Genomic DNA, 12,716 nt, shown 5'->3' with positions numbered 1-12,716 from the left:
ACCCGCCGCTCGACGCTACGACGCCGGGATCCTGAGGGCGGCCAGGACCGGAAGGTGGTCCGTGGCTCTCCTCAGATCCGCCTCGCTCAAGCCCGGCAGGCCGAGCGGCACCCCGCAGCCGAGGACCTCGACGCCCTCGGTGGCGAACAGGGCGTCGATGCGCTGGTGGGGGTCTGTGGCGGTGGAGGTGAACTCGCCGCCCCAGGGGCTGACGGCCCGGCAGTCCCGGAGGGCGGCGGCGAGGCGGCGGAAGGTGCGCCCGTCGGGGCGTTCGTTGAGATCACCGCCCGCCACGGCGTGCTCCACGCCCAGCGCCGCGAGGCGGTCCAGGAGCATCCCGCCCTGCTCGTACCGCTCGTCCTGCCGCAGGCTCAGATGGCAGCTCAGCACACCGAGGCGGACGCCGCCGAACCGTACGACGGCGGTGGCGAATCCGCGCCGGTGCAGTCCCGGGGTGAGCGGCAGCAGCACGTCCCGCGTGCGCTCGACCGTGGCCCGCAGCGAGCACAGGATCGCGGGCCCCGCCGCCGTCGCGCCCCCGGTGAGGACGGTCTGGCCGGAGGCCGCGGCGAGCCGGGCCAGCTTCTTGCGCCAGCGGAAGAAGCGCGGGGCCTCCTGGACGAGGACCAGGTCGGGGGCGCAGGCGGTGATCACCCGGGCGAGCGCGTCGGTGTCGTCGCGCATCGAGCGGACGTTGTAGGCGAGGACCCGGATGACGGCGGAACCGTCCGGTTCGGTACGGGAGTTGGGAAGCGTCGGGGTTGCCATGACGATCAACATACGACGATGCCCGCCGTCCCGGGACCGGACTCGGCGGGCACTGCCGTACGGGCTCGCTACATGATCGGGTCGGGCTCGCGGGCCAGGTCGGCCGCGCCCACCAGGCCCGCCTTGTTGCCGAGCTGCGCGGCGATCACATCGGCGACCGGACGCCAGTTGCCGCCCACCAGCCAGCGCTTGTAGGACTTGCGGATCGGGTCCAGGACCAGGTCGCCCTCGTCGGAGAGGCCGCCGCCGACGATGAACGCGGAGGGGTCGAAGAGGGAGGCGAGGTCGGCGAGGCCGGCGCCGGCCCAGCGGGCCAGTTCGCGGTAGGAGTCGACGGCGACCGGGTCGCCCTGGCGGGCCGCCATGGAGATGTGCTTGCCCTCGATGCCGTCGGGGGTGCCGTCGCCGAGGGAGAGCAGCACCTCGGCGCGCTCGGGGGTGGCGTTGGCGCGCTGCGTGGCGTAGCGCACCAGGGCGCGGCCGGAGGCGTACTGCTCCCAGCAGCCCTGCGAGCCGCAGCCGCACAGCAGGCCGTCCGGCACCATCCGGATGTGGCCGAACTCGGCGGCCACGCCGAAGTGGCCGCGGCGCAGCTTGTTGCCGATGATGATGCCGCCGCCGAGGCCGGTGCCGAGCGTGATGCAGATGACGTTGCGGTGGCCCTTGCCGGCGCCGAACTTGTACTCGCCCCAGGCGGCGGCGTTGGCGTCGTTCTCGACCACGACGGGCAGGCCGACGCGGGCCTCGACCTTCTCCTTGAGCGGCTCGTTGCGCCAGTCGATGTTGGGCGCGAAGTAGACCGTCGAGCGCTGCCGGTTCACGTAACCGGCCGCACCGATGCCCACGCCGACGATCTCGTGCCCGGCACGCGCGCCCTCCACCGCCGAGGCGATGGCGTCCACGATGGCCTCGGGCGTGGTGGGGGTCGGCACCTTGAAGGTCGAGAGGATGTTGCCTTCCTCGTCGACCACGCCGGCCGCGATCTTGGTGCCGCCGATGTCGACGCCGATGGTGAGTCCCATGAATCCCTCAGTTCGGTCGAGCCCCGCTACGGCCAACCGTACCCGAGGCCCTGCCGTGGGAGGGCTTCAGTCCAGGTCGATGCGCTCCCCCGGACCGCCGTCCTCGCCCCGGCCGGGGCCGTCGGGCCACTGCTCCCCGGAGCCGGTGGTCCAGCGGCGTTCCTGGTTCTGGACGGCCGACCGGTAGGCGGCCAGCAGTTCGTTGCCGGCGGCGGCGAGGTGGTCGAACACGTCCGGGTTGCGCTCGAGGACGGGCTCCACGGCGGCCTTGGCCTGCTGGACGGCCTGCCGCACCGCCTGCTGGGCGGCGGGTCCGGCGAGGCCCCCGAGGAGCGGGGACTGCAGGCCGGACAGTTTGTCGGCCACGGTGTCCACGAGTCTGCGCAGTTCCTCGGCGGCGGAGCCCGGGGGCGGGCCCTGCTCGGAGCGGCGGCGGGCCTTCTCGGCGGCGAGATCCTCGGCGCAGGCCGTGGACCAGGCGTCGGCGTCGGTCGCCCCCTCCTCACGGACCTCCGCGGCGGGGTCGGGTGCGGGGCGCTCTTCGCTCATGGCGGACTCCTGACTACGGTTCGCCCCTACGACGTTACCCGAACGGCCCACCCGGTTCACCGGCCGGCCGCGGGCCACAGCGCGGGGTCGGGGGCGAACCGGACGCGCAGCTCGCCCTCGCGCAGCCCGGCGCCGGCCACGGTGCAGCGGCGCAGGGCGGAGGGCAGCGGAACGATCCGCCGGAAGGGACCCGCGGTCACCACGAGTTCGTCGCCGCGCCGGATCAGGTCCAGGTCGTCCCGTACGGCGCCGGGCAGCGGGATGTGCCAGACCAGCACCCCGTCGGTGGCGAGGGCGTCGGTGACGGGCCACTCGACCGGGGCGGGCGCCGGGTTGACGCCGGGCACGGCGAGGGCGTCGAGGTCGTCGGTGCCGTGCGGGTCGCGGCCGAGGTGCGGGACGCAGTGGACGTCGTGCTCCGTCTGCCATTCGGCGAGCGCCTTGCGCTGCTGGGCGAGGAGAGTCAGCAGGGGCGCGAAGCTCGTTGAGGGGCGGTGGTCGGGCGACGGGTGGGGCAGCCAGCTGTCGGGCACGGTGTCGGGCAGCACGCGGTTGGCGACCAGGGACTCGGTGCGCAGGCCGCGCAGGGCGAGGCCGAGGCCCGCGGCGCGTACGGCGTCGGCGCCGGCCGGGCCGGGTTCGGCGACCAGGCGTACGGAGGTGTGCCGGTCGGTGAGCACCGCCTCCACGGCCGCCAGTTCCATGTCCCAGCGGGCCGCCGTCTCGTAGAGCCACTCGGCGGGCATGGGGATGCCGGCCAGCCGGCCGAGGACCGGGCGCAGGGCGCGGGCCGCCTGCCGCTCGGGCGGGAGCAGCCGGCGCAGATAGCGGCGCAGTTCCTCGGGGAGGGCGAGCAGGGGCAGGGCCTGCGGGAGGGGCGGGAGGTCGACGACGAGGAGGTCGTAGCGCTCGGAGAGGGCGGCGTCCCGCAGGGCCCGTAGGAAAGAGAGTTCCTGAGCGCCGGGCAGCGGGGTGACCTCCTCGGCATCCAGCCGGGCGGCGCCGAGGAGGTCCAGGACGTTCGCGGCGCGGGACTGGAAGGCGGTCAGGTCCTGCCGGAAGCGGTCGGCGGCGTCGGGACGCCAGACGGTGAGGTTCTCGGCGGCCTCGGCGGGGGCCGGTCCTGTTCCGGTGCCCAGCGCCGCTCCGAGGGTGTCGGTGTGATCGGCGCCGAGCAGGAGGGTGCGGGTGCCGGCGGCCGCGGCGCGCTGTGCGGTGGCGGCGGCGATGGTCGTACGGCCGCCGCCGCCCGGGCCCGTGATCAGGAGGGTGCGCATGAGGGTGAACGGTAACGGAGTGGGAGGGCGCCCCGTGCCGCCGCCGAGGTCTGGGCCGCCGCCGGCGGTGCGCCCGGGGCACCCGGCGCCGCGGGCCGCGGAGCCGGAGCGGTCCCGGCGGTTCTAGTGGTCCGACTCCACGCGCTTCTTCAGACCTGCCAGGGCCCGGTCGATGATGACCTTCTCGGCCTTGCGCTTGATCATGCCGAGCATGGGGATCTTGACGTCGACGGTGAGCAGGTAGGTCACCTCGGTGGCGCCCTGCCCGGCCGGCTTCAGCAGATAGGAGCCGTCCAGGGAACGCAGCATCTGGGACTTCACCAGCGTCCAGGAGACCTCGTTCTCCCCGGCCCAGGTGTACGCCAGCGTCTGGTCGTCCTTGATGGCGCCGGCGTCCATGACGAGGCGGACCTGCTCGGCGCGGCCCTGCTCGTCGGTCGCGAGCACCTCGGCCTCCTTGACCTCGCCGGTCCAGTCCGGATAGCGGGCGAAGTCGGCGATCACCGCCATGACGTCGGCCGGAGCCGCCTCGATCGTGATGCTCGAACTGGTGTGTTCCGCCATCGCCGTGGCTCCTCCAGATACGGACCGAAGAGACTCTTGCCGTGCGCGGGCCGCGCACGTGTGTGCAGCGTGAAGGCTACCGCGCCCCCGACCTGCCGCCTTCACCCCGTCCGCATCGGCGTTCCGATCACCATTCCAGCGCCCACGGCCGGCCCGTGCCCGCGAAGTGCCCCACGTTCACGCACTCGGTCGCGCCGATCCGCATCCGGCGCACCAGCGGCTGGTGGACGTGCCCGAACAGGGCGAAGCGCGGTCTGGTGCGGCGGATGGCGTCCAGCAGCGCCCGGCTCCCCCGCTCGAAACGGCGGGCGACCGTGTCGTAGACCAGCTCCGGCACCTCCGGCGGGATGTGGGTGCACAGCACGTCCACCTCGCCGACCGCCTCGATCTTCGCCGCGTACTCCTCGTCGTCGATCTCGTACGGCGTGCGCATCGGCGTCCTCAGCCCGCCGCCGACGAAGCCGAAGGTCCGGCCGCCGATCTCCACCCGCTCGCCGTCCAGCACCGTGGTGCCGGGCCGGGCGTACTCCCGCCACAGCGGCGGCATGTCGACATTGCCGTAGGTGGCGTATGTCGGTGTCGGGAACGCGGCGAACAGCTCGGCGTACTGCTTGCGCACCGCGCGCTCGATCGCGGCGGCCCGGTCGGTGCCGATCCCGGCCCACAGCCGGGCGCCGAAGGCACGCGCCTCCTCGAACCGGCGGGCGGTGCGCAGCTCGACGATCCGGTCCGCGTTCTCCTCGCCGAACAGGTCGGGGAAGATCCCGCGCGAGTGGTCGGCGTAGTCGAGGAAGAGGACGAGGTCGCCGAGGCAGATCAGGGCGTCCGCACCCTCGCCGGCCCGGACGAGATCACGGGCGTTGCCGTGCACGTCGCTGACCACGTGGACACGTGTCCTTCGGCTGCCGGTGGGTGTGGGTGCCATGGCGATCAAGGGTAGGTGGCGCGCGGCCCTTGTGAACAGTGGCGGCCCGGCCTGCGGTTACTCGCCGGTCGGTTGTGCCGTGGACTACTGTGCGCGAAGGAACGCCAACCTGTGTGACGCAGCGAACATCTCACCGGGACCCCCTGTCGTAGAAGCCATACCGGCGGGTAACGTCCGGCCCGTCCAGTCGTGCTCTGGATTTCAACATGTGAATCCGCATGTGATTCCCGGAGCACTCCCGAGCCTTGGACCGCACCGTCGCATCACACAGAGTCGTGGCGCCGGCGCCCTATGAGGAGCAGCAGTCTTGCGCGAGTTCAGCCTTCCGGCTTTGTACGAGGTCCCTGCCGACGGCAACCTGACCGACATCGTCCGCAGAAACGCCGCGCAGCATCCCGACGTCGCCGTCATCGCCCGCAAGGTGGGCGGTGTCTGGCAGGACGTCACGGCGACGCGGTTCCTCGCCGAGGTGCACACCGCCGCCAAGGGCCTCATCGCCGCCGGTGTGCAGCCGGGCGACCGGGTGGGGCTGATGTCCCGCACCCGGTACGAGTGGACGCTGATGGACTTCGCGATCTGGAGCGCCGGCGCGGTGACCGTGCCGGTGTACGAGACCAGTTCGCCGGAGCAGGTGCAGTGGATCCTGTCCGACTCGGGCGCGACCGCCTGTGTCGTGGAACTGGACGGCCACACGGCCGCCGTCGAGTCGGTGCGGGCCTCGCTGCCCGCGCTGAAGCACGTCTGGCAGATCGAGGCCGGCGGCCTCGAGGAGCTGGCCCGGCTCGGCCAGGGCGTCGCGGACGCGACCGTCGAGGAGCGCGGCTCGCTCGCCCGGGCCGACGACCCGGCGACGATCGTCTACACCTCCGGTACGACGGGCCGCCCCAAGGGCTGTGTGCTCACCCACCGCAGCTTCTTCGCCGAGTGCGGCAACATCGTCGAGCGGCTGCGTCCGCTGTTCCGCACCGGCGAGTGCTCGGTGCTGCTCTTCCTGCCGCTCGCGCACGTCTTCGGCCGCCTGGTGCAGATCGCCCCCATGATGGCGCCGATCAAGCTGGGCTGCGTCCCGGACATCAAGAACCTCACCGACGAGCTGGCCGCGTTCCGGCCGACCCTGGTCCTCGGTGTGCCGCGGGTCTTCGAGAAGGTCTACAACACGGCCCGCGCCAAGGCGCAGGCGGACGGCAAGGGCGCGATCTTCGACAAGGCGGCCGACACCGCGATCGCCTACAGCAAGGCGCTGGACGCCCCGTCGGGCCCGTCCATCGGCCTGAAGATCAAGCACAAGGTCTTCGACCGGCTGGTCTACAGCAAGCTGCGCGCGGTCCTCGGCGGCCGGGGCGAGTACGCGATCTCCGGCGGTGCCCCGCTGGGCGAGCGGCTCGGCCACTTCTTCCGGGGCATCGGCTTCACGGTGCTGGAGGGCTACGGCCTGACCGAGTCCTGCGCGGCCACCGCGTTCAACCCGTGGGACCGGCAGAAGATCGGCACGGTCGGCCAGCCGCTGCCCGGCTCGGTGGTCCGGATAGCGGACGACGGCGAGGTGCTGCTGCACGGCGAACACCTGTTCAAGGAGTACTGGAACAACCCGGGCGCGACCGCCGAGGCACTGGCGGACGGCTGGTTCCACACCGGTGACATAGGCACCCTCGACGAGGACGGCTATCTGCGGATCACCGGCCGCAAGAAGGAGATCATCGTCACGGCGGGCGGCAAGAACGTGGCCCCGGCCGTGATCGAGGACCGGATCCGGGCGCACGCGCTGGTCGCCGAGTGCATGGTGGTGGGCGACGGGCGGCCGTTCGTCGGCGCGCTGGTCACCATCGACGAGGAGTTCCTGGGCCGCTGGGCCGAGGAGCACGGCAAGCCGGCCGGCTGCACCGCGGCGTCGCTGCGCGAGGACCCCGAGCTGCGAGCGGCGATCCAGTCGGCGATCGACGACGGCAACGCCGCGGTGTCGAAGGCCGAGTCGGTGCGCAAGTTCCGCATTCTGCCCTCCCAGTTCACGGAGGAGTCGGGCCATCTCACCCCGTCGCTGAAGCTCAAGCGGAACGTGGTGGCGAAGGACTACGCGAACGAGATCGAGGCGATCTACGCGAAGTAGACCGCCCGCTGAAAACGCCTCACGGCGCGGGTCCTCGGTGAGGACCCGCGCCGTCGTGCGTCGGTCGTGCGTTCTGTGTTCTACGTTCCGCGTTCCGCGTTCCGCGTGCGTCGGCGCGTCGGCCGTGCGCGTCGCGCGTTCGCCTAGAGCAGGGCTCTGAGCTTCTCCGCCAGCAGGTCCCAGCGCCACTTCTCCTCGACCCACTGGCGGCCGCGCTCGCCCATCCGGCGGCGCAGCCCGGCGTCGCCGAGCAGGGCGGTGATCCGCTCGGCCGCCTCGGCCGGCTCGCCGCCCCGGACGACCCAGCCGGTCTCGCCGTCCAGCACCGCGTCCGGGGCGCCGCCCGAGTCACCGGCGACGACCGGCAGCCCGGTGGCGGAGGCCTCCAGGTAGACGATGCCGAGGCCCTCCACGTCCAGGCCGCCGCGCCGGGTGCGGCACGGCATGGCGAAGACGTCACCGGCGCCGTAGTGCGCGGGCAGCTCGGACCAGGGCACGGCGCCGGTGAAGCGGACCGAGGCCTCGACGCCGGTCTCCCGGGCCAGCCGGCGCAGGTCCCGCTCGTAGGGCCCGCCGCCGACGATCAGCAGCACGGCGTCCGGCTCGGCGGCCAGGATCCGCGGCATGGCCCGGATGAGGGTGTCCTGGCCCTTGCGCGGCACCAGCCGGGAGACGCACACCACCACCGGCCGCTCGGTGAGCCCGAGCCGTGCCCGCACCTCGTCGCCGCCCGAGTCCGGGTGGAAGGTCTTCTCGTCGACCCCGGGCGGGAGCTGCGTCATGCGCCGGGCCGCGTCCTCGGTGAGGGCGGTGGCGATCCGGAAGCGGGTGTACTCGCCGAGGTAGGTGAGGGTGTCCGTGGAATCGCCGATCCGGCGCAGCAGCTGCCGGGCGGCGGGCAGCTGGGCCCAGCCGGCCTCGTGCCCGTGAGTGGTCGCCACCAGCCGCTCGGCGCCCGCCTTCCTGAGGGCCGGCGCCATCAGACCGAGCGGCGCCGCCGCCCCGAACCACACCGAGGCGCAGCCGTGCTCCCGCAGCAGCGCGGTCGCCCGCCGGGTCGCCGCGGGCGTCGGCAGCAGCATGGTCGTACGGTCGCGTACGACGGTGAAGGGCTGCTCCTCGTCGAAGGCGGCCGTGGCCCGGGCGCCCTCCTGGCCGCGCTTCCAGGTGGAGGCGTAGACGACGAGCCGCTCGGGGTCCAGCCGGAGGGCCATGTTGTGCAGGAAGGCCTGGATGCCGCCCGGCCGGGGCGGGAAGTCGTTGGTGACGATGAGGGTCTTGTGCATCGCCGCCGACCCTACCGCGCGCCTGCGGCGGGCCGGGGAATCATGGTTCCCTGGCCCATGGACGTCGGACGGCGGGAGCACGGGTGAAGAGGACGGGCGGATGGCCGGCGGCGCTGCCGTGGACCTGGTGCGCCACCCGGCTGGCGCTGCTGCTCCTGGTCTTCCGGGTGGTCTCCCTCCCCGGCGCGGACGTCACCACCGATGTGTCGGTGATCTACCAGGGCTGGTCCGAGGTGCTGCGCCAGGGCACGTTCCCGGTGAACGACGTGACCTGGCAGTATCCGCCCGCGGCCGCCCTGGCCGTCCTGTCCCCCGCCCTGCTGCCGTTCCTCGGCTACGCGCCCGCCTTCTTCGTCCTGAGCTGCCTCGCCGACCTGGTCGTGTCCGGGCTGCTGACGTACGCGGGCCGGCGGCCGGAGCGGTCGTCGCGCGGTGCGTGGATCTGGGTGGCGGGTCTGCCGCTGCTCGGCCCGACGGCGTACGCCCGGTACGACCTGATGGTGACCGCGGTGGCCGTGGCGGCCCTGCTCGCGGGGACCCGGTACCCCCGGCTGATGGGCGCGCTGGCGGGCTTCGCAGCACTGCTGAAGGTGTGGCCCGCCCTGCTGCTGGTGGGCGCCGCACGGCTGCGGGCGTGGCTCTCGGCGGCGGTGACCGCGGGCGGGGTCGCGGCGCTGTTCGGGGTGGCCATGCCGGGCGCCTTCGCCTTCCTGGCCTTCCAGCGGGACCGGGGCACCGAGGTGGAGTCGCTGGGCGGCCTGGTCCTCCATGTGGCCCGGCGCTTCGGCTGGCCGGGCGAGGTGGTGCTGAACTACGGCTCGGCGGAGTTCCTCGGCCCGTACGCCGGGTTCGCCGGCAAGGCGGCGGTGGCGCTGAGCGCCGGCGCCCTCAGCTGGCTGCTGCTGTGGCGGCTGCGGTCGGCCCGGTCCGAGCCGCACACGCTCGCGGACGCGGCCTTCACCGCGGTGCTGCTCCTCACCGTCACCAGCCGGGTGATCAGCCCGCAGTACCTGGTGTGGCTGATCGGCCTGGCCGCCGTCTGCGGGTGCTTCCCGGCGAGCCGCACGCGCAGGCCAGCCGCCCTGGTCCTGGCGGCCGCCCTCGTCACGCTGCTGGAGTTCCCCATCGGCTTCGCGCACGTCATCGCGAGCGACACCTACGGCGTCGCCCTGCTCCTGCTGCGCAACGCCCTCCTCCTCGCCGCTGCCCTCACCGCGGCCCGCGCCCTGTGGCGCGCCACCGTCCCGGCGACCACCGCGCCGGTACCGGTCAGCCCAGCTGATCCCGCACGTAGTCGCGCCACCGGGCGGTGAACGCCTCCGGGGTGGTGCCGAGGGTCTTGCGCAGGGCCTCGTCGAGGGCGCCCGCGCGCTTGTCGTGGGCGCCGACGGCGCGGTAGAAGGCGCCGAGACGGCTCTCGTTCCAGTGGGCGGCGATCATCCGGCAGGCCAGCCAGCCGCCCTCGTAGGCCTGGGCCAGGCGGTCGGGGTCGCCGCTGAAGGCGAAGTCCTTGTCGGTGGGCAGGGCCGCCGGCACCTTGCCGTCCCGGACCGCGCGGCTCAGTTCCGGCGCGGCCTCGGCCGGGGTGCGGCCGGTGCCGAGGTAGCCGATCCAGTCGGCGTAGCCCTCGGACAGCCAGAGCGGGGTGGCGGCGGTGGTGTGCGCCCGGGTGGCCACATGGGTGGTCTCGTGGGTGAGCACCACCTGCTTGCCGGTGTCGCCGAGCACCGCGTACGCCTCCGGGTTGACCACCACCCGGTCCGCCGGCGTGCTCCCCGGGCTCCCCGCCTCGCCGGTGGTGACCGCGGCGATGCCCCGGTAGCCGGAGGCGGGCGAGCCGAGCAGTCCGGCCATGCCCGTGAGGCTCCGCGGGACCAGGACGACGAGCCGCCGGGTCCAGGCCGTCCCCCACGCCGCGGAGACGGCCGGTACGGCGTGGTCGGCGAGCCGGGCGTAACGGCGCAGCTCGGCGGCGCTCTGGCCGGCCCCGAGGACCAGGCTGTGCGCGCCCCGGACGGCGGTGACCGGGCCCTGGTCCCACAGCTGCTGCCCGGACTTGGCGGCGGGCCGGTCACCGGTGACGTACCACCGGCCGCCGCCGGTACGGCGCAGGGTGAGGGTGCGGCGGACGCTGACCGGTGCCCGGTCGTAGCCGGCGACCCGGTAGCGCAGCTCGGTGTCGGCGGTGGCGCCGGAGCCGCCGCGGCGCAGGGCCGTCACGCGGTACGCCCAGGAGGCCAGGGGCAGGGCCCGCAGCCGGACGTAGGCGGTGCGGGAGCCGGTCGCGCCGAAGGCCGTCTCGTCGTGTCCGAGCAGGGCCGCCGACCGCCGGTCGAGGACCCGCTGCACCTCTGCGGTGACCGGGTCGGCGGTGGTCCGCCCGCCGCAGCCGGCCAGGGGCGGCAGGAGCAGCAGGCAGAGCCCCGCCGCCGCGGCGCGCCACGTCCGCCGCGCCCGTCCACGAACAGTCACCCGCCGATCGTACGGCGCGGGGGCCGAGGTCAGGGACGGGTGACGGAGGAGATCGGCATCATCCCGACCGGGTCGTAGCGCACCGGGGCGCCCGGGTGGGGCGCGTGGATCACCCGGCCGTTGCCGACGTACATCCCCACGTGACTGGCGTCGGAACGGTAGACGACCAGGTCGCCGGGGCGCGCCTGGGACAGCGGGATCTGCCGGCCGGCGTGCCGCTGGTCCTGGGAGGTGCGCGGCAGATGCACGCCGGCCTGGGCGTACGACCACTGCATCAGCCCCGAGCAGTCGAAGCCGGACGGTCCGCTGGCGCCCCACACGTAGGGGCGGCCGAGCGCGGACCGGGCGGCGGCGACGGCGGCCGCGGCGCGGGCGTCGTGGACGACGGCGCCGGCCAGGTCCGGCAGTCCAGGCAGATCGGCGCGGCCGCCGCGGGAGGCGCGGTCGTAGGCGGCGCGTTCACCGGCGGGCAGGGAGTTGAGCAGCTGCCGGGCCCGGGCGAGCTTGCGCTCCACGATCCGCTTGTGGCCGTCGACGGCCTTGCGGCCGCGCTCCAGCTCGGCGAGCTTCCCGGCGGCCTGGGCCCGTTCCTGGGCGAGTTGCCGCATCTGCACGCGCAACTCCCGCAGCCGTCCGGCCTGCTGGACTCCGATGCGGTCGAGGGTGGCGGCCCTGGCGAGGTAGTCGGCCGGGTCGTCGGACAGGAGCAGCGCGACGGCCGGGTCGAGGCCGCCGGAGCGGTACTGGGCGCCGGCCAGCGAACCCAGGCGCTCCCGCATGGTGTTCACGCGCTGCTGGCGGCGCGCGATGTGCTCCTGCGCGTCCCGGACCTCGCGGCGCAGCGCGTCGGCCCGCTCGTCGGCCTTGTCGTAGGCCTGGGTCGCCTTCTCGGCCTCCTCGTAGAGGCGGTCCACCTCGGCACGGGTGTTGTGGTGCGGCGCCGCGTCGGCCGGTACGGCCCCCAGGGCGGCGGCCGCCGCCGACAACGCGCACAGGGCGGTCGAGGTGCCCCGGTCGAACCCGGACGGTGCGAGACGGCGATGCGAACCCACGGCGGTCCTTCTGCTGGCGGACAGGAACGGTCTCCCCGGCGCGGGGGACGGGGAGACCCCCGCGCCGGGGAAACGCGGCAGACAGTAACCGTGCGGAAGGACGGCGGCCAAAGGCCGTCAACGGCCCCACGACCAGCGCGCCCCGCCACTGACGCAGGTCAGGGCGGGGCGGGGAGTCAGTCGTGGTACTCGGGATTCGCCCGTTCGGGCGCCCGGGAGCCGGCGTCGGACGGGGTCAGACGCGGACGCCGAACTGGAACGGCATGTTGCCGATCGCCTCATAGCGGACCACGGCGCCGGTGTGCGGGGCGTGCAGCACCTGGCCGTTGCCGGCGTAGAGGCCGACGTGATGCAGGTCGCCGTAGAAGAACACCAGGTCACCGACCTGGAGCTGGCTCTGCGACAGGTGGGCGCCGTAGTTCGCCTGGGCCTCGGAGGTGCGGGGTATGGAGACGCCGGCCTGGGCGTAGGCCCAGGAGGTCAGGCCCGAGCAGTCGAAGGAGGACGGACCGGAGGCGCCGTAGACGTACGGGGTGCCGATCTTGCTCTGCGCGGCGGAGAACGCCGCGGCGGCCCGGCCGGACGCGGAGGAGTCGTTGCCGAGGTCCACCCGGTCGCTGGAGGAGCGGTTGGCCCGCTGCTGCTCGGCGGCGAGGGCCGCCTTCTCCTTGGCGGTCAGGGTGTTGAGCAGCTTCTG

At 73.9% G+C, this 12,716-nt stretch carries 12 protein-coding genes; 2 read left to right on the top strand and 10 right to left on the bottom strand.

Annotated features, from left to right (window positions below):
- Positions 1-15: 15 nt before the first annotated feature.
- From ABZ478_RS17425 to ABZ478_RS17400, 6 genes are all read right to left on the bottom strand, one after another.
- On the bottom strand, positions 16-768 hold the full coding sequence (locus tag ABZ478_RS17425; RefSeq protein ID WP_359550081.1) for an endonuclease/exonuclease/phosphatase family protein: 753 nt from the start codon (positions 766-768) through the stop codon (positions 16-18).
- A 68-nt stretch (positions 769-836) separates the two neighbouring features.
- A complete protein-coding gene (locus ABZ478_RS17420) occupies positions 837-1,790 on the bottom strand; it encodes an ROK family glucokinase (RefSeq protein WP_199210230.1) in 954 nt (317 codons plus the stop codon).
- A gap of 66 nt (positions 1,791-1,856) precedes the next feature.
- Positions 1,857-2,339, bottom strand: a complete 483-nt coding sequence (locus tag ABZ478_RS17415) for a DUF5304 domain-containing protein (RefSeq protein WP_359550078.1) — start codon at positions 2,337-2,339, stop codon at positions 1,857-1,859.
- 56 nt (positions 2,340-2,395) lie between these two features.
- Positions 2,396-3,616 (bottom strand): ArsA-related P-loop ATPase, encoded by a 1,221-nt coding sequence (locus ABZ478_RS17410; protein ID WP_359550075.1) that lies wholly within the window; start codon positions 3,614-3,616, stop codon positions 2,396-2,398.
- 123 nt (positions 3,617-3,739) lie between these two features.
- Positions 3,740-4,180 (bottom strand): SRPBCC family protein, encoded by a 441-nt coding sequence (locus ABZ478_RS17405; protein WP_359550072.1) that lies wholly within the window; start codon positions 4,178-4,180, stop codon positions 3,740-3,742.
- A 127-nt stretch (positions 4,181-4,307) separates the two neighbouring features.
- Entirely contained in the window at positions 4,308-5,105 is a 798-nt protein-coding gene (locus ABZ478_RS17400) for a metallophosphoesterase (protein WP_359550070.1), read from the bottom strand.
- 307 nt (positions 5,106-5,412) lie between these two features.
- Between ABZ478_RS17400 and ABZ478_RS17395 the strand changes: the two genes are divergently transcribed.
- Positions 5,413-7,209, top strand: coding sequence for an AMP-dependent synthetase/ligase (locus ABZ478_RS17395; protein ID WP_359550068.1), 1,797 nt, complete (start codon positions 5,413-5,415; stop codon positions 7,207-7,209).
- 143 nt (positions 7,210-7,352) lie between these two features.
- Here ABZ478_RS17395 and ABZ478_RS17390 read toward each other — a convergent pair whose 3' ends face one another.
- On the bottom strand, positions 7,353-8,495 hold the full coding sequence (locus tag ABZ478_RS17390; RefSeq protein WP_359550065.1) for a glycosyltransferase family 4 protein: 1,143 nt from the start codon (positions 8,493-8,495) through the stop codon (positions 7,353-7,355).
- Positions 8,496-8,578: 83 nt separating this feature from the next.
- On the opposite strand from ABZ478_RS17390, the gene ABZ478_RS17385 reads away from it, so the two are divergent.
- On the top strand, positions 8,579-9,808 hold the full coding sequence (locus tag ABZ478_RS17385) for a glycosyltransferase family 87 protein (RefSeq protein WP_359550062.1): 1,230 nt from the start codon (positions 8,579-8,581) through the stop codon (positions 9,806-9,808).
- Here ABZ478_RS17385 and ABZ478_RS17380 read toward each other — a convergent pair.
- The 3 genes from ABZ478_RS17380 to ABZ478_RS17370 all read right to left on the bottom strand — a co-directional run.
- Positions 9,765-10,967, bottom strand: a complete 1,203-nt coding sequence (locus ABZ478_RS17380; RefSeq protein WP_359550060.1) for a hypothetical protein — start codon at positions 10,965-10,967, stop codon at positions 9,765-9,767. The two genes, ABZ478_RS17385 and ABZ478_RS17380, sit on opposite strands and share 44 nt — an antisense overlap.
- A 29-nt stretch (positions 10,968-10,996) precedes the next feature.
- Positions 10,997-12,019: an NlpC/P60 family protein gene (locus tag ABZ478_RS17375; RefSeq protein ID WP_359550058.1), complete on the bottom strand. Its 1,023-nt coding sequence runs from the start codon at positions 12,017-12,019 to the stop codon at positions 10,997-10,999.
- Positions 12,020-12,254: 235 nt separating this feature from the next.
- Positions 12,255-12,716 (bottom strand): C40 family peptidase (locus tag ABZ478_RS17370; protein ID WP_359550055.1); only part of this gene is annotated, 462 nt, incomplete at its 5' end.

The organism is Streptomyces sp. NPDC005706, assembly GCF_040631045.1.
Taxonomy (GTDB): domain Bacteria; phylum Actinomycetota; class Actinomycetes; order Streptomycetales; family Streptomycetaceae; genus Streptomyces.
This window is presented reverse-complemented; position numbering and strand designations above follow the sequence as displayed.

Bases quoted from the DNA above. Each gene is read 5' to 3' on its own strand.
- ABZ478_RS17425 (WP_359550081.1), bottom strand. From the start codon at position 768: ATGGCAACCCCGACGCTTCCCAACTCCCGTACCGAACCGGACGGTTCC.
- ABZ478_RS17420 (WP_199210230.1), bottom strand. From the start codon at position 1,790: ATGGGACTCACCATCGGCGTCGACATCGGCGGCACCAAGATCGCGGCC.
- ABZ478_RS17415 (WP_359550078.1), bottom strand. From the start codon at position 2,339: ATGAGCGAAGAGCGCCCCGCACCCGACCCCGCCGCGGAGGTCCGTGAG.
- ABZ478_RS17410 (WP_359550075.1), bottom strand. From the start codon at position 3,616: ATGCGCACCCTCCTGATCACGGGCCCGGGCGGCGGCGGCCGTACGACC.
- ABZ478_RS17405 (WP_359550072.1), bottom strand. From the start codon at position 4,180: ATGGCGGAACACACCAGTTCGAGCATCACGATCGAGGCGGCTCCGGCC.
- ABZ478_RS17400 (WP_359550070.1), bottom strand. From the start codon at position 5,105: ATGGCACCCACACCCACCGGCAGCCGAAGGACACGTGTCCACGTGGTC.
- ABZ478_RS17390 (WP_359550065.1), bottom strand. From the start codon at position 8,495: ATGCACAAGACCCTCATCGTCACCAACGACTTCCCGCCCCGGCCGGGC.